This is a genomic window from Lysinibacillus parviboronicapiens, assembly GCF_003049575.1.
In the GTDB taxonomy this organism is placed as follows: domain Bacteria; phylum Bacillota; class Bacilli; order Bacillales_A; family Planococcaceae; genus Lysinibacillus; species Lysinibacillus parviboronicapiens.
Genome location: NZ_PYWI01000024.1, coordinates 25357 through 45910 on the forward strand (window position 1 = coordinate 25357; position 20554 = coordinate 45910).

The window sequence follows — 20554 nt, forward strand, 5'->3', positions numbered from 1 at the left end:
AGGAGCTGTTGACAATCATGACGCATCCAGAAACTGCGTATTTAGATTTATTACAACATATATTAGAGAATGGTGTAACAAAGGAAGATCGTACGGGAACCGGTACATACAGTGTATTTGGCTATCAAATGCGCTTTGATTTAAGTAAAGGCTTTCCACTTTTAACGACAAAGCGTGTGCCGTTTAAACTTGTTGCAAGTGAGCTACTGTGGTTCATTAAAGGGGATACTAATATCCGCTATCTATTACAACATAACAATCACATTTGGGATGAATGGGCTTTTAAAAAATGGGTACAATCAGATGAATACTCGGGCCCTGATATGACAGATTTCGGTCGTCGTTGCTTAGTTGATGAGGCGTTTAACGCTAGTTATCAAGCTGAACTAGCATCATTTTGTGAACGAGTACTAACTGATGATGATTTTGCTAGTAAATACGGGGAACTTGGCAATGTTTATGGCAAGCAGTGGCGTCATTGGACAACGTCAACTGGAGAAGACTTAGACCAACTGCAGGATGTGATTCATCAGATTAAGCATAATCCAGATTCACGTCGTATTATTGTGAATGCTTGGAATCCAGAGGATGTTATTAATGCTGGAACTAAGGGGAGTAAAGCTGCGTTGCCTCCTTGTCATGTCATGTTCCAATTTTATGTCGCAAATGGGAAGTTGAGTTGTCAGTTAATGCAACGTAGTCTTGATACATTGCTAGGCTGTCCGTTCAATATTGCTTCCTACGCATTACTTACGCATTTAATTGCTCATGAATGTGGGCTTGAAGTTGGCGAATTTATTCATAGTATTGGCGATGCACATATTTATGCAAATCATGTGGAGCAAGTGAAAGAACAGCTGTCACGTGAGCCAAAGGACCTACCAACCTTAAATATAAATTCAAATAAAACGTCAATTTTTGATATAGAACTTGAAGATCTTTCTATCGAGGGCTATGATCCACATCCAGCAATTAAAGCACCAATTGCCGTATAACTAAAAGCAGCAGCCCTGAAGGTTGCTGCTTTTTTGTAAACAGAATTTTTCTGTTTTAAAGTATTACATAAAGAAATACTAGGTCAAAATTATCCTTTTCTAAAATAGGCTAGTTGGCCGATGTTATGCAAAATGATTGACCTTAATATTAGATGTGGTATTTATAGGTTATTTTTCCAACTAAATGTGCAGAGGTGATTGTGGTGAGAAAAATTTTAAAGTGCCCCAAAGAAAAGAGGGGAGGGGGACAGAAACTGAGGGAAAAGACAGCTGAAGAACCTCCCTACGAAAAATTGGATATTTCACACAAACAATCTAACTTACCACACATTTCAACGAAACTATCGCAAGAGCAGGTACAAAAAATGATGCAGGTAGTTGAGGAGATTCGCCTTCACCGCCTAAAATAAACGCTATAAAAATAGGCACCTTCTAAGCTATAATAGCTATGGAGGTGTTTTTTTGATGAATGTGGTATTTGTTGAAACGTTATCAGGCACAGAGCTTTTACAGATGGTGTCACATGATATGGCTGGACTATTGGCTGCGGCACAAGGAGAGAGCGTGACGTTTCCGTTGGGGCATTTTAAATATGAATTTCATAATCTAGATTTTTATGAAGAAAACGGTGAAATAAGACAAGAACTAGTTATTTACGTTTCGAAAATATAAATGCAGCAAACCTAAAATTTCCGCAAGGTCACAAGGTATGTGCTAGTTGACAGTATATAAAAGTTTAATTTTGTACAGGCTTAGGAAGCAAAGTATTTGCTATTTTCTAAACCTGTAACTATAATAGTTACAACAGGTGGTGATAAGTATGGTGAACAGTCGTTTTTCGGTAGCGATCCATATACTTTCGCTCATTGCAACAACTTCAGATAAAAGTCAGCTTTCATCCGATTTTATCGCAGGTAGTGTTAATACAAATCCAGTTGTCGTACGTCGTATGATTGGCCTCTTGAAAAAAGCAGGACTACTCACATCACAATCAGGTTTAGCAGGCTACGAACTTCTAGTTGAACCCAAGGATTTGTCATTATTAACAATTTACCATGCGATTGATGGACCTGAGCAGCTTTTTGCTATTCACGATGAGCCGAATCCAGATTGTACTGTTGGTCGTAAAATTCAACGTACGTTGGAGGGCGTTTATACATCTGTTTGGGATGCAATGGAAGAACAGTTACAAGCACAGACTTTACAGGATGTACTAGATCAGCTTCGTTAATATAAACGAGGTCGATCTTACTGTATCTAACCTGTAACCGATTATGTTACAACTAATATTAGGAGGAATTTACGTATGAAAATTGCTGTAATTGGAGCAACTGGGAAAGCAGGACAAATAATAGTTGAGGAGGCATTACAACGCGGTCATGAGGTAACTGCTATTGTACGTTCTGCTTCAAAAGTGACAGCTAATATCCCTGTCATGGAAAAGGATATTTTTGAGCTAACACAAGAAGATGTAAAGGGCTTTGATGTAGTCGTGAATGCGTTTGGTGCCCCTTTTGGCGAAGAGGAATTACATGTGAAAGTGGGCCGTCATTTAATTAGTATTTTTTCTGGCGTTGCTACAAAATTATTTGTGGTCGGTGGTGCAGGAAGCCTCTTCGTAGATCCAGAGAAAACAGTACGTGTAATGGATACACCAGACTTCCCAGAAATGTTTTATGCAACTGCAAAAAATCAAGGGGAGAACTTAAAGGATTTACAAGCCTCAAATATTACTTGGACATTCTTAAGTCCATCTGCATTTTTCGACCCACAAGGTCCACGTACTGGTAGCTATACAGTAGGTATTGACCATCTATTGGTAAATGCCGCTGGAGAAAGCTATGTTAGTTATGGCGATTATGCGATTGCGTTAGTGGATGAAATCGAAAATCCACAACATATAAATAGTCGCTTTACTGTTACTTCAAATAAATAAACCTAAAAACCGAGCGTGTGAATTGCGCTCGGTTTTTTAGGTTTTTTTACCCCTCAGCAAAAAAATCTTGTTTTTACAGAAAATTGACTGTTTACATTCCGTCATTAATTAGCTACTATCAGTGTGAGTATACATAAAAGGAGACGACAATAATGTCCACAGTACGTATTGAAAAAGATTTTTTAGGTGAACGTACCTTACCAAGCGGTGTCTATTACGGGATTCAAACACTTCGAGCAACAGAAAACTTCCCGATAACAGGCTATACAATTCATCCAGCATTGATTAAAGCAATGGGAATTGTGAAAAAAGCTGCTGCATTAGGAAATATGGAGGTCCACCTGCTATCAAAGGACATTGGTGAAGCAATTGTCGATGCAGCACAAGAAGTAATTGATGGGAAATGGAATAGTGAATTTATCGTAGATCCAATCCAAGGTGGTGCGGGTACTTCGATTAATATGAATGCCAATGAAGTGATTGCGAATCGTGCATTAGAGATTATGGGGAAAGAAAAAGGGGACTATCAATCGATTAGCCCGAACAGTCATGTCAATATGTCACAATCGACAAATGATGCATTCCCAACAGCCATCCATATTGCCGTATTACATTTAGTGGATGAGCTTTTAGTGACAATGGAAAACATGCAAGCCGTGTTCCATCAAAAGGCTGAGCAATTTGCACATGTTATTAAAATGGGCCGCACGCATTTACAAGATGCTGTACCAATCCGTTTAGGACAAGAATTTGAAGCATATTGCCGTGTTATCAATCGTGATATTCAACGAATTCGTCAAACACGTCCAAATCTTTATGATGTGAATATGGGGGCAACTGCTGTAGGAACAGGCTTAAATGCATTCCCTGATTATATTAAATCAGTAGACCAACATCTTGCTGAAATTTCTGGTTTACCCCTGCAAGGTGCAACACATTTAGTGGATGCTACGCAAAATACAGATGCCTACACAGAAGTGTCAGGAGCATTAAAAATTTGTATGATTAATATGTCTAAAATCTCCAATGACCTTCGTTTAATGGCATCTGGACCACGTGCCGGTTTAGGTGAAATTATTTTACCAGCTCGTCAACCGGGGTCTTCCATTATGCCTGGTAAGGTAAACCCAGTTATGCCAGAGGTACTTAATCAGGTTGCGTTCCAAGTTATTGGGAATGACCATACGATTTGTCTGGCGTCTGAAGCGGGTCAATTAGAATTAAATGTTATGGAGCCTGTACTTGTCTTTAATCTTATTCAATCTATTAGTATTATGAATAATGTTTTCCGTGCATTTACGGAAAACTGCTTGAAGGATATTGAAGCGAACGAAGAGCGTATGAAGGAATATGTAGAAAAGAGCGTGGGTGTGCTAACAGCAGTGAACCCTCATATTGGCTATGAAATAGCGGCGCGTCTTGCACGTGAAGCGATTTTATCTGGACGTTCGATTCGTGAGCTTTGCATTGAGTCAGGTGTTTTAACGACGGACCAGTTGGATTTAATTTTAGACCCATATGAAATGACGCATCCTGGTATTGCAGGTGCAAGCATTATGAAATTAAAATAATCACTGTAATTGATTCCAGTTAGATAACATAAAAAGCATCTTTAAAAGAACTTTAGTATTGTTCTTTTGGAGGTGCTTTTTCGTATAAGAGAAACAACGTTATTATTTCACCCTGTATAATTAAATGTAACTGCTAGTATCAGCTACATTATTAATAGTTTTTGTGTTTCATAGTTGTCTCGTATTATGAAACAACCTCCAATTTCAAGGTGTTTCGAGTTACTACGATATATTCACCTGTTGATTTATTCATTACTTGAGACACTTCCTTGGTATGTGTTATCTTAAGCCAATCATTTTGTATATCCACCAATCATTTTACTTCCAAATCACTTTCACCATATTTTAAACCACTATAAGATAATTTCGTCATCTTCATCGTCATCGTTCTCCTTTTTTATAGTACCTATTTCTATTATAAGATACATTGTTGTAATTAACTAAAAAGCAACAATCTTAAGAAAACAGCGTTAAAGTAAGACGACAATATCCTTTTTTAATAAATATTTTTGCTATTCACGATTATATTATTTTTCTAAAATCCTTACATAAAGTGAAAAAGAAAACCATGTAATACATGGTACTATGAAATTTATGAAAAAATGAGTACTAAAAGATAAGGAGTTATTAAATGGTTAATAAAATAAGTACACAAGTGTTGGATCCAAACGATGTATTATATGCTTTGGATTTTAATCTAGCCATGATTGAATTTGATACGGACGGGAATATTCTTTGGGTAAATGAGCATTTTGCAAGTGCAGTAGGTTACTCCATTAAAGAACTACAGAAAATGCATCATAAAGAATTATGTGCAGATGAATTTCGAACAAGCATAAAATATAATGAGCTATGGAGAAACTTAATTAAAGGAACGAAGTTTCAAGAAAAAATACAAAGAATAGGAAAAAGAAAAAATAAAATTTGGCTTGAAGCAACGTATATTCCAATCGTCAATACCGAGGATAAGGTGACAGCCATTTTAAAGATTGCAACTGATATTACTGAACGCGAGAATCGTACGATTGAAACAGTCTCTAAACTGCAAGATATGTCCGTGGAATTAGGTGATATAGTTGTTGCGAACTCTAAAGTAAATATGGAGGCACTACAATCATTGATAGAGCAGACAGCTTTAATAAGCGATATCTCTCAAACAATAAAATATATTGCCTCTCAAACAAATTTATTGGCATTAAATGCGGCTATAGAGGCAGCGAGGGCTGGCGATCATGGAAGAGGATTTGCAGTGGTAGCTGACGAAGTTCGACGATTAGCCGTTAATTCTGATGAAGCTATCATAAAAGTTAACGAAAATGTTAAAAACATTTCTGAAGGAGTTATAAAAGTTAGTGAAGTTACTGAAAATTCACAAAAAATGGTAAAAGAGACTCAATCTAAAGTTAGTAAGGTCATGGATTCGTTTGGAACTTCGGTATTGCAATGAACGAAAAATATATTTAAATTCGCTGTACTGAAAAGGGTTTTGTTTTGTATAAATTATCCAATTTTAGACTATAAATAACTTCTGTATGACTTAGCGTTTTGTTTACACTAAAAGAAGTTTATCGTATTTTCAATGAGTTCATGCAATTAATAAATGGCATTACTAGGCCAGTGTTTGAGAACGCCATAAATCCTGTTGAAAGCGCATTATCTATATAAAGCCTACTATGTAGTGAACCACTGAAAAGGGACCTTATTTGTAACAACAAGGTCCCTTTTTATTATGGTGTCAGATATTGATTGTCATTCAAAAGTCGTGCTTTTTACTGTGTTTTTTAGGAATATTAATATAATGACTACATTGGAAATATAAATTATTGGAGGAATTTAGGATGAGTTTAGGCAAAAAAAGTATTCTTGGTTTTTCTGTGTTAAATGTCGTTATGATTGTACTTTTAATCATGGATTTAACAAATTTAACTTCATTAGATTGGCTATCTACATTATTAACTTTTGTAGGAATAGCAATAACATTGTCCTATATTCTTTATGTAAAACAGAAAATTATTACACCACTTAAACAATTGTCTACTGCCGCTCAAGCGATAGCAGAGGGGAACTTACAAGTAAAGCCATTTCAAGTGAAATCCAATGATGAAATTGCAGATTTAGCACAAGCATTTTTTATGATGAAAGATCAGATATTTACAATGACACAGAAAGTTGCTAAAAGTTCTACAAATCTATCTGCTAGCATGGAAGAACTTGCAGCAAGTACAAATGAAATTACGATTGCAGCAGATGAAGTAGACAAACAAATGGAAAAAACGACAGATGCCTTAAAACGAGTTGCACAGTCTGCCAATGAAAGTGCTATTTCTATGCAGGAAACTGCTAAAGGTGTGGAACGTATTACTGAAGCAACTCAGGATGTATTTGACCATGCAAAAGGAGCTAACGAAATTGCCGATAATGGTGTGCACATCTTACATATTGCGAAAGATCAAATGCAGTTTATCTCAAATTCTACTGAAAAAACGAGTGGTTTAATGCAGCAATTAACGGAAAAAATGCTAGATATTAAATCCATGACAGCTATGAATACCGATATAACAGACCAAACAAATTTACTTGCATTAAACGCAGCTATTGAAGCAGCGAGAGCAGGAGAGCACGGGAAAGGCTTTGCGGTAGTTGCAGAAGAGGTTCGTAAATTGGCTGAGCAATCGAAGCAATCGGCAAGCCAAATTGTCGAGTTAGTTGTAGCGATTGAAAACGATACAAAACAAGTAGCTACTTCGGTTGAAGAAGACTTAAAAAATGTACAGCAGGGTGTTTACGTCATTGATGAAGCGACTCAATCTTTTGGCACAATTTTACAACATGTAAGTAAAATGACGAATCAACTTGAGGATATTTCAGCAACAGCAGAGGAACTATCTGGTAGTGCGAAAGGCGTAACAGATTTAGTAATGATTATTGCAAGTGGTATGGACAAATTATCCGATTATACTAGCATAATCTTACATTCTGTGGATGAGCAAAGTGCTTCCATGCAGGCGGTTAATACAGTAATCAAAGATTTAAGTGTGCAGGCAGAAAATTTACAAACTCTTACACAGCAATTCAGCTAAAAGGCAAAAGATGAACGAACTATTGCATATTGTTAGGTTTGCTAGAGTTACAAATAAAGGTAGAGTTGGCAGCGAAAATGCTTGTTAATATACATTTTTTTAGTTTCCATAAAAAGTTAATTTTAGAGGAATTTTGTTACAGTTAAAATAGGGACTATTTTGAAAGAAGTCAATTCTTCTGCAAAATAGCCTCTTTTTTATTTTTTATTCGCAATACTTATAAATTGACAGAGTAATATAAATGTTGAATTTTTTGAATTAGTTTCTTATAATAGGTTAGCTGTTACCTCTCATAATGCACCTCACACTTTGCAACCCGCGTCTGCCGGGTCAAATCGTCATTTCTTTGTCTTATTCGCTTGTCCTTGCGAAATCATAAATTGTTTGACCAAACTAAAAAAGTAAATAAAGTAAGAAAGCTGGAAGTAGTTTTATTTTTATACAGAAAAAACTGCGGAAAAATTCAGATTTTAAGAAAGAGAGAGATTGGATTGAAGCTATCACCTGTGGAACAAGAAAAGCTACTTCTCCATTTAGCAGGAGAACTGGCGCTGAAAAGAAAAGCACGTGGATTAAAATTAAATTACCCTGAATCTGTAGCCCTTATTAGTAGTTATATTATGGAGGGTGCTAGAGATGGCAAAACCGTTGCTCAGTTAATGAGTGATGCGAAACAAGTGCTCACGGCGGAAGATGTAATGGAAGGCGTCGGTGACATGATTTCGGATGTTCAAGTGGAGTGTACATTCCCAGATGGTACAAAACTTGTAACAGTTCACCGTCCAATACTGTAAAGGGGGATTTGTGAATGATTCCTGGAGAAATTAGACCAGCACAAGGTGAGATTGACATGAATGTAGGACGCGCTACTAAAACAGTGATTGTAGCGAATACAGGCGATCGTCCGATTCAGGTAGGTTCACATTTTCATTTTATTGAAGTGAATAGATTCTTAGAGTTTGATAGACAAGAAGCAATTGGCATGCATTTAAATATTCCTTCCGGAACAGCTGTTCGTTTTGAACCAGGTGAGGAAAAAGAAGTTGAACTTGTTGAGTTTGGTGGCAAACGTCATATTTTTGGATTGAATAAATTAACAGAAGGCTCAACACATAATAAGGACGAGATTTTAGACAAAGCAATTGAAGGTGGCTTTAAAGGAGCTGAAGAAAAATGAAGGTAACGCACGAAGCATATGCAAAAATGTTTGGACCTACTGTTGGTGATAAGGTTCGCTTAGCAGATACTGAACTGTGGATTGAAATAGAGAAAGACTATACAACTTATGGTGACGAGGGAGTTTTCGGAGGTGGAAAATCACTTCGTGTATCAATGGGGCAAAATGGTAAAAACAAGAGAAGTGACGGTGTGCTAGACACGGTCATTACAAATGTAGTGATTATCGATCATACGGGTATTGTGAAGGCAGATATCGGCATTAAAGACGGTCGAATTATCGGTATCGGCAAAGCTGGAAATCCAAATGGGATGGACGGTGTTGATCAGGATATGATTATTGGGGTTGGTACGGAGGTTTATGCAGGAGAGGGCTTAATCGCAACTGCTGGTACTATTGACACACATATTCATTTCATTAGTCCAGATCAGGTAGAAACGGCTTTATTAGCCGGTACAACAACATTTATTGGTGGTGGAACAGGACCAGCTGCTGGCTCTAAAGCGACAAGCTTAACTGCTGGTGAATGGCATTTACATAGAATGCTACAAGCTGTCGAAAGTTTACCAATAAACGTTGGACTACTCGGAAAGGGTAGTGCCTCTGACCCTGAACCAATTGTTGAACAGGTTCGTGCCGGGGCAATTGGTATGAAAATACATGAAGATTGGGGTGCTACACCTGCAGCTCTTGACCAAAGCTTAACTGTTGCGGACGAGTATGATATTCAAGTGGCACTACACTCAGATACATTGAATGAGGCAGGCTTTGTAGAAGATACGATTAACGCAATAGATGGTCGTGTTATTCATATTTTCCATACAGAGGGTGCTGGTGGCGGACATGCGCCAGACCAATTAGTGATGGCATCATTACCTAATATTTTGCCAGCATCGACTAATCCAACGAAACCGTTTACTACAAATACAATTGATGAACATTTAGATATGCTCATGGTATGTCATCACTTAAAGCATGATGTTCCGGAAGATGTGGCTTTTGCGGATTCTCGTATTCGTCCAGAAACAATTGCGGCTGAGGATATTATGCAGGATTTAGGTATTTTAAGTATTATGTCCTCTGATTCTCAAGCGATGGGGCGTGTTGGAGAAGTTACATTACGTACATTCCAAACGGCAGACAAAATGAAAAAACAACGTGGTCCGTTGCCACAGGATGAAGGCAAAGATAACGATAATTACCGTGTGAAACGTTATATGGCCAAACTAAACATAAACCCAGCGATTGCGCACGGTATTAGTCATGAGGTTGGTTCATTGGAAGAAGGTAAACTAGCAGATATCGTGCTGTGGGAACCGGCATTTTTCGGCGTAAAAGCAGAAGTTGTACTTAAAGGTGGCATTGCAGTTTATGCGATTACAGGTGATCCCAATGCATCTATTCCTACGCCACAGCCTATGAAAGGTCGTCAGACGTTTGGCTTCTATGGACAAGGTCCTCAAAATTGTGCGATGACATTTTTGCCAAAGATTGCTGTGGAAGAAGGTTTACCAGAGAAACTAGGCTTAAAACGACAAATCGGTACAGTAAAAAATTGTCGAAATATTAGTAAAGCAGATATGAAACTTAACAACGCTACACCGCAAATTGATGTCAACCCAGAGACATATGAAGTGAAAATCGATGGGGAATTAGCAACTTGTGAGCCAGTAGATGTATTGCCGATGGCCCAAAGATATTTCTTATTCTAAACATTTTGCAATGTGAATTGTTAGAATATTGCAGGAAATATAGTTTCAGTTTACTTTTTAGAAATTTATCATTAAATAAGGGGTGCAAACAGCATGTTAATCGAGAAAATTATCGGAAATATCGCTCAAGAAGAAGAAATTGAAAGCAAGTTAACAGAATGGATCGAACTTGACTGGGAAGAGTTAAGCAAACGTATTCTTCGTACAGAAACAGATAAAGGGACGGATATCGCTTTGCGTTTAAGCGGTGAAGAACCGTTAAAATATGGGGATTTATTATTCGAAGACGGGCATCGACGTATTGCTATCCGGACAAAATTAGAACCTGTCATTGTCATCTATCCAGATAATATGGTGGAAATGGGCAAAGCTGCGTTTGAATTAGGTAATCGTCATACACCATGTTTAATTGAAAACGATGAAATTATTGTACGTGCCGACCATACAATTAATCCGTTATTAGACGAAGTAGGTGTCAAATATGAAACGACAGAGAGACGCTTCCAACAACCGTTCAAATACCGTGGACACGCTCACTGATTTCTCTTTGCTGCGTTTATTACAAATTCATGATTCCGCCTTTCCAATCGGCTCATATACACACTCATATGGAATGGAAACGTATATTCAGGAAGATTTGATTCGAACGAAAGAACAGTTAATTGAATTTTGTAGAACCTATTTATTCCACAACTTGGTTTATGGAGATGCATTAATTATTCAAGATGCGTTCCATGCAACAAAATCTAGCAATAAAGTGCGTCTTGCTGAGCTAGATGAGCTTTGTGGGGCAATTAAACTAGCAAAGGAATCAAGAGATGCTAGTGTGAACGTAGGCAAACAATTTATTCGAACTGTAGCTCCTTTAATTGACAGTCCTTTATTAGAGCAGTGGAAGCACAAGATAGACAAAGAAGATGTCAAGGGCCATTATGCAGTCCTTTATGGCATTTATAGTGAAGCACTTGGTGTCGATGTATATCACGCAGTCATGACATTTATGTATGCGTCGTTGAGTGGATTAGTTCAAAATGCAGTGCGTGCAGTGCCTTTTGGACAAAACACGGGCGTACAAGCTTTAAATGAACTGCTTATTTATGTAGAGCAAGCAGCACAAAAAGTGATGGATTTGACGATAGATGATTTATCTAATAATGCATTAGGAATTGAACTTGCATCTATGAAGCATGAATTTTTATTTTCAAGATTATTTATTTCTTAAGTAGGGAGTTGGAATTTTATGAAACCAATACGAATTGGCATTGGTGGACCAGTAGGGTCAGGAAAAACATCGTTAGTTGACCAATTAACGCGCGCTATGCATGAGCAATATAATGTGGCTGTCATTACCAACGATATTTATACTCGAGAAGACGCGCAATATTTAATAACGCATGGTGTACTAAATGAGGAACGCATCGTTGGTGTTGAAACAGGTGGATGTCCACATACAGCAATCAGAGAAGATGCATCGATGAACTTTGCAGCAATTGATGAACTAAATAAACGTTTCCCAGATTTAGATATTATTTTCTTAGAAAGTGGAGGCGATAATTTATCGGCTACATTTAGTCCTGAACTTGTTGATGGTTATATTTATGTAATTGATGTAGCAGAAGGTCAAGATATCCCACGTAAAGGTGGACCTGCCTTAACACGTTCAGATTTATTGCTTATCAATAAAACATCACTTGCTCCTCATGTTGGCGTGGATTTAGATGTGATGGATGTAGATGTAAAAAAAATGAGAGCCGGACGACCGTACATTTTTGCGGATGTTCGCTCACAAACAAATGTAGATAAAGTTGTAGCGTGGATACAGCACCAGATGTTATTAGAGGGTGCTGAAGCAGTTGACGCAAATGTCTAAGGAAGTAAAAGTAAATCATTTTGGAAAATTAGACATGGCATTTGAGCCTAGAAGAGGGTACACACGACTTGTTCATGTGTACCAACAACCTCCCTTGAAGGCAAGTCGAGAATTATATGAAGGTCAAAATCCGACAGCAACCGTTTTTATCATGGAATCTTCAGGCGGCATGGTAGCAGGGGATAGGAATGAAATTGATATAAAACTAGCTCCAAACAGTCAAGTTCGACTAAAGCAACAATCAGCTTTAAAAATTTATCCTTCTCATACAGGGGAACTTTGTACACAGTCCATTCATGTTAAATTGGGAGAAGGTGCGCGTTTAGAATGGATGCCAGAAGTGACTATTCCTTTCGAACGAGCAAAATTTCAGGTAGATACATCAATTCGAATGATGGCTAGTTCTACGTTAATTTGGGGAGAAATAATCGCCCCTGGCCGAGAAATGCGAGGAGAAATTTTTGATTTTCAGTCGTTTCGTTCGCAATACAAATTATATGTAGAAGATTCTTTAATAGCCTTTGATACGTTGCATTTAAAACCAAAGGAGATGGATTTTTCATCAATTGGCTTACTTGAAAAAGCTTTGTACGTTGGTTCATTATGGATTGTATCCCCGAATGTTGACAAACTTAATGTAAGAGATTTACAGGAAGTGATATATGCGGAAAGTGATATGCAGGCAAGTGTGACGAAGCTTAATGATCATGCTATTCATTGTAGATGGCTTTCGAAAGAGCAACGGACACTACATAAAGAGATAAACCGCATGTTTTCACATGTTTCAAATTTAATGTAAATACGTATGTTGATTTTTAAAGGAGATAGAGAGAATTGAAAAAGTTTTCATTATTTATAATGTTAACAGCTCTTGTTTTAAATCTTGTTGGCTGTGGAAAAGAGTCTACGCAAGCTGGAGAAAAACAAAAGTCTGCTGCGTCATCATCACAAGCGAATGAACTTATTTATGCCTCGGAGTCTGAGTTTGCAGGCTTAAACCCAATTTTAGAAGAAACAAATTTAGATGCTTTTTTATTTCGTGGATTACTGCGTTTTGATGAAAATAATTTACCAGTCAATGACATTGCAGAAAATGTGCAAATCTCCGATGATCAGTTGACATATACAGTGAACATAAAAAATGATGTGACATTCCATGATGGTCAAGTTTTAACGGTGGATGATGTCATTTTTACAATAGAAAGTATTGTAGACGATCACAATGCCTCGTTTTTAAAATCTGATTTTATTCACGTGGTAGCAATGGAGAAAGTGGATGAAACGACAATGAAAATAATGTTAGATGAGCCATTCACACCGATGTTGGATAAGTTAACAGTTCCGATATTACCGAAACACGCATTTGAGGGACAAGATATGCGCACAGCTTCCTTCAATGAAGAACCAATAGGAGCTGGTCCATTTATGTTCGACAAATGGGAACGTGGAACGAGTTTAACATTGAAAGCCTATTCTTCCTTCTTTGGTACAAAAGCTTCTCTAGAAAAAGTGATCTTTAAATTTATCCCAGATAGCAATGTTCGAGCGTTACAACTTAAATCCGGAGAAGTCGATATCGCTTTACTGGATCCTACACAAATTGCCGAGCTATCGCAAGTTGAGCATTTAAAAATGTATGAAGTAGATTCAGCGGATTACCGTGGAATTTTATTTAATATGCAATCAGAGCTTTGGAAAGATGTAAATATCCGAAAGGCTATTAGTTATGCGACAGATCGCGCAGGAATTGTAAAGGGTATTTTACAAGGTTTTGGTACAGAGGCATATTCGCCACTACAAAAGCATGCATTCGCCAATGAAAATATTGAGCAATATGCATACAATTTAGACAAAGCAATTGATTTACTTGAACAATCAGGTTGGAATTTAAATAATGATGGTTTCCGCTATAAAGATGGTCAAAAGCTTGGTTTTACCATTACCGTGCCTGTAACAGATAGTGTACGTGTCAATATGGCTAACTATGTTGCCGAGAGTTATAAAGCAGTAGGTGCTGATGTTGAAGTAGCTGCATTAGATTGGAGTAATATTGTGATTGAGGAAACAGATACGTTTATGGTTGGTTGGGGCAGTCCATATGATGCAGACCATCATACGTATAGCTTGTTTCATACCAATCAATCAAGCTTAACCAGTGCTGGCTACAATTATGGGAGCTATTCAAACGCAAAAGTGGATGCGCTATTAGAACAGGGTCGTGTAACGGTTGACCCTACTGAACGCAAAGCCATTTATATGGATTTACAAGAGGAATTAGCAGAAGATCCACCGTTTGCTTATTTTGCATATGTTGATGCAGTGTATGGTATCAATAAAAATATTAGTGGCGTGAAAGAACGTATATTGGGCCATCATGGCGCAGGCTTCTTATGGAATGTCGAGGAGTGGAAATGGCATGATCGCTAAGTGGATTGGGAAGCGCGTGATAATGGGGACAATTGTCCTCATTGTCGTGAGCTTCCTATCTTTTTTCATCTTGCATGCTGCGCCAGGAGATCCAGCTGCTGCTTACTATGGTGGAAATTTACAAACTTTAACGACTGCTGAAAAGGAAAGAATTGCACAAGCTTTCGGTTTAGATAAACCTGTGCTGGCTCAATACGCTATTTGGCTCAGAGAGGCTATCACAGGAAATTTAGGTTATTCTGCAAAAGAAGGAAGAGCGGTTTCAACCATTTTACTCGAGAAGTTGCCAAATACGTTACAGCTTGTTGGCATCACTTTAATGATATTAGCAATCATATCTACGTGGTTTGGTTTATTGGCTGGAATGAAAGAAGGTTCTCTACTAGATCGAGGATTGTCTATTTTTAGTATTGCTAGCTCGGCTGTTCCTTCTTTTTGGTTAGGCATATTATTAATGATGATCTTTTCAGTGCAGTTAGGTTGGTTCCCCTCCTCCGGCATGAGTGATGTACGAGGGGGAGGGGGTATTGCCGATAGATTACACCATATCTTCCTACCAGTAGCAGTTCTTGTACTTTCTCATGTCGGCATATTCGCGCGATTTTTACAGGACTGCGTTAAGAGTGAAAGTAAGAGCTATTATGTTCAGGTTGCTCGTGCTAATGGTGTTGCAGAACAAGAAATTAGAAAAAATATTTTGCGTAATGCATTTATCCCATATGTAAATTATGTAGGGGTTACGATTCCGTCATTTTTTGGCGGTTCAATCGTTGTAGAGTCACTATTTGGCTGGTCTGGTTTAGGACAGCTACTCGTCAAATCGGTGATGGTGAAAGATTTCCCATTATTAATGGGTGGAGTGCTAATTATCGGTGTGGTCGTTGTTGTTAGTCTTTTTATTATTGATGTCTTAATGGTTGTTATTAATCCTAAGTTAAGAAGGGGTGTGCTGCGCTGTTGAAATCGCGAAAAATGCTCTTTTTCTGGCTTATAATACTTGCTATTATTTTTGTTTCGACTGCTTTTTCATCATTTTTAGCGCCATACGAGCCAAATTCGATGGATATGAATAGTATTTATGCAGCCCCAAGTGGTGATCATTTGCTAGGTACGGATCAGCTAGGTCGTGATGTACTTTCGCGCTTACTTGTAGGAGGGAAAGTGACCCTTTTGATAGCGGTAGTATCTGTTGTGATTTCCACCATCATTGGGTTTATATTTGGCGGAATTAGTGGATATTTCGGGGGAGTGCTAGACATAGTCATGATGCGATTACTAGAAGCGTTTTTAACCATCCCATCACTTGTCATCGTGCTTGCGTTTCAAGCTATCATGCGAGGGAGTGTGTGGAATATGGCAGTCATTATGGGCTTGACAGGATGGTTTGTCACGGCACGTATTGTTCGCTCTGAATTTATGCGACTAAAGGATTCAGAATTTGTCCACATGGCTGTGATGTTCCGTACACCTATGTGGAAAATATTGTTCGGCCATTTGTTGCGCAATAGTTTCCCGGCTATTTTTGTCGTGACGTTATTTAACTTTGCTGGTGCTATTTTCACGGAAGTATCGCTTAGTTTTTTAGGAATCGGAGTGCCTCCAGCAACGCCGTCTTGGGGGACCATGTTATATTCAGCCCAAACAGATTTACTTGTTGGTGCATGGTGGATTGGACTATTTCCGGGGCTTATAATTTTCTTCACAATCTTATGTCTTCAATTTATCGGGGAGGCATTGAAGAAGCAAGGAGGTGAGCGTTCTCATGCTTAGCATTGATGGGTTATCTGTTTCATTGAACGGAAGACAACTTATCAATAATGTAACGTTTACAGTACCTAAAGGCCGTATTACGTCAATTATTGGGGAGAGTGGTAGTGGGAAAAGTATGACGGTATCTGCCATCCTTGGCTTATTACCTGTGCATGCACAGACGTCGGGAGCTATTTCTTTAAATGACAAAAATTTAGTCGAAATGTCCCCAAAAGACAAAGTGGAGCTACGCAAAATGCATTTCTTTACGGTCTTTCAAGATGCTGCAAATAGCTTTTCCCCCTCTACAAAAATGAAGCACCAATTATTTATCTTTACAGGGCATAAACAAGGACATTCGAAAATGGAATTTTATCAAAAAATGCGTGTGATTTTACAGGATTTAGATTTAACGGATGACATTATGGAACGCTATCCCTTCGAGCTCTCGGGTGGCATGCTGCAGCGGTGTATGCTTGCTTGTGCATTATATACTGAGCCCACTTTATTAATTGCTGATGAACCAACATCTGCCCTTGATATGCTCATTCAAAAGGATTTTATAGATTTGCTGAAAAAACTCAATGACGAAAAAGGGACTACTATATTACTCATCACACACGATTTGGACATCGCTGCTTCGGTCGCGCATGCAGTAGTGGTCATGAAAAAAGGTGAGGTCGTTGAAACGGGTCAGGTAAGCGATGTATTTGATAAGCCGCAACATCCATATACAAAGTTACTGTTAGAAAATCATTTTTAGGGGGAAATGTCATTGTTGCTGCAAGTTGAAAATGTTAGTAAAAGCTTTCATAAGGGGCAGCAAGTACTACAGCACGTGAACGTTTATGTTGGACATGGTGAAATCGTTGGACTGGTTGGTGAAAGTGGAAGCGGGAAAAGTACACTTGCTAAAATCATAATGCAGTTGGAAAGGGCCAACCAAGGTCACATTTATTTTAATGACGTGGAGATTACAAAGAAAAATTGTTCGTCATTTTATGAACACTGTCAGTTGATCTTCCAAAACGCGACTGCCGCTTTAAACCCAATGTGGACTGTAAAAGAATCATTATTGGAGCCATTACAGTATAAAAAAACAGTGACCAACAACGATTTGCATGCCATGCTCGATAAGGTAAAGCTACCAGTCGCTGTGTTAAATTGTTTGCCAAATGAGCTAAGTGGTGGAGAAAGGCAAAGAGTTAATTTGTTAAGATCCCTGTTAGTAGAGCCCAAATTGTTAGTGTGCGACGAAATTGTTTCCAGCTTAGACCGATTAACGCAACGGGAAATCATTGATTTATTAATCACACTAAATAAAGAACAGCACATGGCTATTTTATTTATTTCCCATGATTTAAAGGCTGTTTCCTATTTATGCGAACGCTTGTATGTCATGAAGGATGGAAAAATAGTCGATGAAGGTAAAAAAGAGCAGGGTGTTTTTCAATTGACCAACAGCTATGCCCAAAAGCTGTTTCAAGCGATGGGATGATAGATTTTTGCAGGGGACAAGCTATGATTGGACAAAGCGTTCTTCCTTAAAGAGTAGTTACTTCATGTTTATTTCCACTTTAGCTAAATTATTGTATAGCGCATTAAACAATCAACGATTAGCTTCGATAGCTTGACCGTTTTTGCATCTACAAAAGGCTAAATTAATGGAGTAGCTTTAGCGCCAAGGTATTGACGTTATAATTGAATGGGGTGATAGCGTTTGAAAAGCGTAAACATACAACTTGACCACAATAACTCGATTGAAATAACGCAGATAGATGATACTTTATTCGAAGTTCGCCTTAGTATGGATGGAAGTATTAGTATGTACTATATGACGCGGGCTCAACTAGAAAACCTTGAACAGCTAGGTGTTGATAGTCGTATTGAGATGATTCGCGCTGGGTTACTTCATGAATAATTGATTGCAGCTGAACAAAATTAATGCGAGGTGTTCCTTGATGACAAATAATAGAATGAATCCGAAAGTTGATGAATTTATAAGTCAAGCAAAAAAGTGGAGGGAAGAATTTGAGACGTTGAGAGATATCGTTCTAGCGTGTGAGCTGATCGAAGAAATAAAGTGGAAACATCCTTGTTACATGTTTGACAATAAAAACATAGTTCTAATACATGGATTTAAAGACTATTGTGCACTTTTGTTTCATAAAGGTGCCTTGTTAAAGAATTCCCATGGCATTCTCATTCAACAAACAGAAAATGTACAGGCGGCACGCCAGATTCGGTTTACCAATGTGCGGGAAATCGTTGAAATGGAAGCCATCTTGAAAGACTATATTCTTGAAGCCATTGAAGTAGAAAAGGCCGGTTTGGAAGTGAATTATAAACAGAATACCGAAATTATCTTTCCTGAAGAGCTTCAAAATAAATTCAATGAGTTCCCTGCACTGGAAACAGCCTTTGAAGCATTGACACCGGGTCGGCAAAGGACATACATTCTTTATTTTTCTCAACCCAAACAATCCAAAACTCGAGTGGCAAGGGTTGAAAAATATATACAGCAAATTCTCGATGGAAAGGGATTAAATGATTAGTTCATTTGATAGAAAATATCATTAATCAAACTAGAGGATATTGTTTTTGCTGCAAAGCTATTTTTTTAACGAACTGGGGCAATGTTAACTCTACACTCTACGACACAAAAAAATAATTTGGAATATTTTGTTATAATTGACATTAGAAATACACTTCTTTACAATTAATATTAGTAATCTATAAGGAATGTGACTTAGTCCATTTTCCTTCACAACTGAATAGCGTGTAGTAATAGGTGTAAATTGAAAATCAATTTACTAAAAGGGAAGTCGGTGTAAGTCCGACACTGTCCCGCAACTGTAAATGTGAGCGTCTTTTTTGAATACCACTGTCTATAGACGGGAAGGGGAAAGATGCGTTGACCATAAGTCAGGAGACCTGCCTATTACGAGTACACACCAAAACCCTACGAGGAATAGGAGGTGGCATGTTGACAAAACAGAATGTTCTGTTCGTCACAGTACGTCAAACGCCCATAGTAAAAGAAAGTATTCGGTATCGAACCGATTTTTTTCTATATGGGCGATGTTTGATGCTGCGTGATGAATGATATGTATAAGGTGTTAGAGCCATTGCGACGGATTTCCTCTTAAATATTAAGAAGAAATTCGTTTTTTTAGTGGTCGTATACCTGTCGTTTTGAAAATATGTACGAAAAGAGGAATGCACGTATGACGAATATTCATGTATGTACAGCACAGGAAAAGCAGCAATCAACGATGAAAATTTGTAAGCATCCACGCACAGAAGTAGGAAAGCAGACGAAGACAAGAATCGTTATCGAATCACTTGTCGATCAGTTTTTAGCAACAGGACTTATTCGCAACGAACAACTGTTTGATCGAATTTTATATAACAAAGAAATTATTTGGATTCAAAATGAAGACTATGATGGACATCTATTTGCCAAGGCGAGTGTGGCAGAAGAGTTAAAAACAAGAAAGAATGGCTTTATGATGTATATGCCGACCAATCCAATTGTTTATGAAGTGAACGGAGAAGCATATCATTTAATTACACGTATCGATTCGGTTCGTGCAAAACCAAATTTAGAAAGGCTTCACTTGAACCCGAAGCCCATTTTAAGCGCGGCACGTGTAAATGATCTATTGTGCTCGATGGTCATGCGTTTTTATGAGACGTATTTGGCAGATTTAGCGTTAGTCGTTGCGACAAAAAGAGAGTCTACTAAATTAACGAATCTAAAAAAATACGTAGAGCACGAATATGCGCAATTTATGCAAGCTGTAAAAGCACTGAATGATTACCATTTAAATTGGCACCCGCGTGGCAATGGTCATGAATTATTGCTCCAAACTATCGATAATTTACAATTATTAAAGAGTAAGCCAGGTACAGTGCTCATTGATTTTTCGAATAATCATGGCTATGTCATTGTGGAACCTGCGTATGTACTCGTTGAACAGTCAACGAGTACAGCGCATGCTTTATAATCGCCAGTCCTCCATTTATTGTGGAGG

22 protein-coding genes, 2 pseudogenes and 1 riboswitch are annotated in these 20554 nt (G+C 38.0%); of the genes and pseudogenes, 23 read left to right on the plus strand and 1 reads right to left on the minus strand.

Features of this window, described 5'->3' with window-relative positions; all coding sequences use genetic code 11:
* Positions 1-17: 17 nt before the first annotated feature.
* The 5 genes from C9J35_RS17590 (at position 18) to aspA (ending at position 4502) form a co-directional block, all read left to right on the plus strand.
* Positions 18-995 (plus strand): thymidylate synthase, encoded by a 978-nt coding sequence (locus tag C9J35_RS17590; RefSeq protein ID WP_107925606.1) that lies wholly within the window; start codon positions 18-20, stop codon positions 993-995.
* Positions 996-1460: 465 nt separating this feature from the next.
* Entirely contained in the window at positions 1461-1667 is a 207-nt protein-coding gene (locus C9J35_RS17600) for a hypothetical protein (protein ID WP_054768377.1), read from the plus strand.
* A 148-nt stretch (positions 1668-1815) separates the two neighbouring features.
* Complete coding sequence (locus C9J35_RS17605) at positions 1816-2226, plus strand: Rrf2 family transcriptional regulator (protein ID WP_054768366.1); 411 nt, start codon at positions 1816-1818, stop codon at positions 2224-2226.
* A gap of 75 nt (positions 2227-2301) precedes the next feature.
* A complete protein-coding gene (locus C9J35_RS17610; protein WP_107925608.1) occupies positions 2302-2931 on the plus strand; it encodes an NAD(P)-dependent oxidoreductase in 630 nt (209 codons plus the stop codon).
* A 152-nt stretch (positions 2932-3083) separates the two neighbouring features.
* A complete protein-coding gene (gene aspA / locus C9J35_RS17615) occupies positions 3084-4502 on the plus strand; it encodes an aspartate ammonia-lyase (RefSeq protein ID WP_107925610.1) in 1419 nt (472 codons plus the stop codon).
* Between the two features lie 184 nt (positions 4503-4686).
* On the opposite strand, the pseudogene C9J35_RS24755 reads toward aspA, so the two are convergent.
* Positions 4687-4875: pseudogene (locus C9J35_RS24755) on the minus strand (hypothetical protein).
* A gap of 330 nt (positions 4876-5205) precedes the next feature.
* On the opposite strand from C9J35_RS24755, the pseudogene C9J35_RS25115 reads away from it, so the two are divergent.
* The 18 genes and pseudogenes from C9J35_RS25115 to C9J35_RS17705 all read left to right on the plus strand — a co-directional run.
* Positions 5206-5508 (plus strand): annotated as a pseudogene (locus tag C9J35_RS25115) (PAS domain S-box protein); the annotation flags it as partial.
* Between the two features lie 45 nt (positions 5509-5553).
* Positions 5554-5949: a methyl-accepting chemotaxis protein gene (locus C9J35_RS25120; protein ID WP_235616358.1), complete on the plus strand. Its 396-nt coding sequence runs from the start codon at positions 5554-5556 to the stop codon at positions 5947-5949.
* A gap of 391 nt (positions 5950-6340) precedes the next feature.
* Entirely contained in the window at positions 6341-7582 is a 1242-nt protein-coding gene (locus tag C9J35_RS17630; RefSeq protein WP_107925612.1) for a methyl-accepting chemotaxis protein, read from the plus strand.
* Positions 7583-8073: 491 nt separating this feature from the next.
* Positions 8074-8376, plus strand: a complete 303-nt coding sequence (gene ureA, locus C9J35_RS17635) for an urease subunit gamma (protein WP_107925614.1) — start codon at positions 8074-8076, stop codon at positions 8374-8376.
* A gap of 14 nt (positions 8377-8390) precedes the next feature.
* A complete protein-coding gene (locus tag C9J35_RS17640) occupies positions 8391-8759 on the plus strand; it encodes an urease subunit beta (RefSeq protein ID WP_054768367.1) in 369 nt (122 codons plus the stop codon).
* Positions 8756-10471 (plus strand): urease subunit alpha, encoded by a 1716-nt coding sequence (gene ureC, locus C9J35_RS17645; RefSeq protein WP_107925616.1) that lies wholly within the window; start codon positions 8756-8758, stop codon positions 10469-10471. Before C9J35_RS17640 ends, ureC begins: the two co-directional genes overlap by 4 nt.
* Before the next feature lie 93 nt (positions 10472-10564).
* Positions 10565-11011 carry an urease accessory protein UreE gene (locus tag C9J35_RS17650; protein ID WP_054768368.1) on the plus strand — a complete coding sequence of 149 codons (447 nt, stop codon included), beginning with the start codon at positions 10565-10567 and terminating at the stop codon, positions 11009-11011.
* Positions 10953-11693, plus strand: a complete 741-nt coding sequence (locus C9J35_RS17655) for an urease accessory protein UreF (protein WP_235616353.1) — start codon at positions 10953-10955, stop codon at positions 11691-11693. Before C9J35_RS17650 ends, C9J35_RS17655 begins: the two co-directional genes overlap by 59 nt.
* Positions 11694-11711: 18 nt before the next feature.
* The gene (gene ureG / locus C9J35_RS17660; RefSeq protein WP_054768369.1) at positions 11712-12341 is read left to right on the plus strand and encodes an urease accessory protein UreG; all 630 of its coding nucleotides are present in this window, start codon (positions 11712-11714) and stop codon (positions 12339-12341) included.
* Positions 12334-13140, plus strand: coding sequence for an urease accessory protein UreD (locus tag C9J35_RS17665; protein WP_054768379.1), 807 nt, complete (start codon positions 12334-12336; stop codon positions 13138-13140). The genes ureG and C9J35_RS17665 overlap by 8 nt, the downstream gene beginning before the upstream one ends.
* A 35-nt stretch (positions 13141-13175) precedes the next feature.
* The gene (locus C9J35_RS17670; protein ID WP_235616354.1) at positions 13176-14768 is read left to right on the plus strand and encodes an ABC transporter substrate-binding protein; all 1593 of its coding nucleotides are present in this window, start codon (positions 13176-13178) and stop codon (positions 14766-14768) included.
* Positions 14758-15729, plus strand: coding sequence for an ABC transporter permease (locus C9J35_RS17675; RefSeq protein WP_107925618.1), 972 nt, complete (start codon positions 14758-14760; stop codon positions 15727-15729). The genes C9J35_RS17670 and C9J35_RS17675 overlap by 11 nt, the downstream gene beginning before the upstream one ends.
* Complete coding sequence (locus C9J35_RS17680) at positions 15726-16538, plus strand: ABC transporter permease (protein ID WP_235616355.1); 813 nt, start codon at positions 15726-15728, stop codon at positions 16536-16538. Before C9J35_RS17675 ends, C9J35_RS17680 begins: the two co-directional genes overlap by 4 nt.
* Complete coding sequence (locus C9J35_RS17685; RefSeq protein WP_107925620.1) at positions 16531-17280, plus strand: ATP-binding cassette domain-containing protein; 750 nt, start codon at positions 16531-16533, stop codon at positions 17278-17280. The genes C9J35_RS17680 and C9J35_RS17685 overlap by 8 nt, the downstream gene beginning before the upstream one ends.
* Before the next feature lie 12 nt (positions 17281-17292).
* Complete coding sequence (locus C9J35_RS17690) at positions 17293-18015, plus strand: ABC transporter ATP-binding protein (RefSeq protein WP_107925621.1); 723 nt, start codon at positions 17293-17295, stop codon at positions 18013-18015.
* A 222-nt stretch (positions 18016-18237) separates the two neighbouring features.
* The gene (locus C9J35_RS17695) at positions 18238-18438 is read left to right on the plus strand and encodes a hypothetical protein (RefSeq protein WP_054768370.1); all 201 of its coding nucleotides are present in this window, start codon (positions 18238-18240) and stop codon (positions 18436-18438) included.
* Positions 18439-18478: 40 nt separating this feature from the next.
* Entirely contained in the window at positions 18479-19072 is a 594-nt protein-coding gene (locus C9J35_RS17700; protein ID WP_107925624.1) for a YdeI/OmpD-associated family protein, read from the plus strand.
* Between the two features lie 217 nt (positions 19073-19289).
* A riboswitch (cobalamin riboswitch) is annotated at positions 19290-19473 on the plus strand.
* Between the two features lie 271 nt (positions 19474-19744).
* The gene (locus C9J35_RS17705) at positions 19745-20527 is read left to right on the plus strand and encodes a hypothetical protein (RefSeq protein ID WP_054768371.1); all 783 of its coding nucleotides are present in this window, start codon (positions 19745-19747) and stop codon (positions 20525-20527) included.
* Positions 20528-20554 lie beyond the last annotated feature (27 nt).

Excerpts from the sequence above, each read along its gene's own strand:
- C9J35_RS17590 (WP_107925606.1), top strand. The coding sequence starts at position 18 with ATGACGCATCCAGAAACTGCGTATTTAGATTTATTACAACATATATTA.
- C9J35_RS17600 (WP_054768377.1), top strand. The coding sequence starts at position 1,461 with ATGAATGTGGTATTTGTTGAAACGTTATCAGGCACAGAGCTTTTACAG.
- C9J35_RS17605 (WP_054768366.1), top strand. The coding sequence starts at position 1,816 with ATGGTGAACAGTCGTTTTTCGGTAGCGATCCATATACTTTCGCTCATT.
- C9J35_RS17610 (WP_107925608.1), top strand. The coding sequence starts at position 2,302 with ATGAAAATTGCTGTAATTGGAGCAACTGGGAAAGCAGGACAAATAATA.
- aspA (WP_107925610.1), top strand. The coding sequence starts at position 3,084 with ATGTCCACAGTACGTATTGAAAAAGATTTTTTAGGTGAACGTACCTTA.
- C9J35_RS25120 (WP_235616358.1), top strand. The coding sequence starts at position 5,554 with ATGTCCGTGGAATTAGGTGATATAGTTGTTGCGAACTCTAAAGTAAAT.
- C9J35_RS17630 (WP_107925612.1), top strand. The coding sequence starts at position 6,341 with ATGAGTTTAGGCAAAAAAAGTATTCTTGGTTTTTCTGTGTTAAATGTC.
- C9J35_RS17640 (WP_054768367.1), top strand. The coding sequence starts at position 8,391 with ATGATTCCTGGAGAAATTAGACCAGCACAAGGTGAGATTGACATGAAT.
- ureC (WP_107925616.1), top strand. The coding sequence starts at position 8,756 with ATGAAGGTAACGCACGAAGCATATGCAAAAATGTTTGGACCTACTGTT.
- C9J35_RS17650 (WP_054768368.1), top strand. The coding sequence starts at position 10,565 with ATGTTAATCGAGAAAATTATCGGAAATATCGCTCAAGAAGAAGAAATT.
- C9J35_RS17655 (WP_235616353.1), top strand. The coding sequence starts at position 10,953 with ATGAAACGACAGAGAGACGCTTCCAACAACCGTTCAAATACCGTGGAC.
- ureG (WP_054768369.1), top strand. The coding sequence starts at position 11,712 with ATGAAACCAATACGAATTGGCATTGGTGGACCAGTAGGGTCAGGAAAA.
- C9J35_RS17665 (WP_054768379.1), top strand. The coding sequence starts at position 12,334 with ATGTCTAAGGAAGTAAAAGTAAATCATTTTGGAAAATTAGACATGGCA.
- C9J35_RS17675 (WP_107925618.1), top strand. The coding sequence starts at position 14,758 with ATGATCGCTAAGTGGATTGGGAAGCGCGTGATAATGGGGACAATTGTC.
- C9J35_RS17685 (WP_107925620.1), top strand. The coding sequence starts at position 16,531 with ATGCTTAGCATTGATGGGTTATCTGTTTCATTGAACGGAAGACAACTT.
- C9J35_RS17700 (WP_107925624.1), top strand. The coding sequence starts at position 18,479 with ATGACAAATAATAGAATGAATCCGAAAGTTGATGAATTTATAAGTCAA.
- C9J35_RS17705 (WP_054768371.1), top strand. The coding sequence starts at position 19,745 with ATGACGAATATTCATGTATGTACAGCACAGGAAAAGCAGCAATCAACG.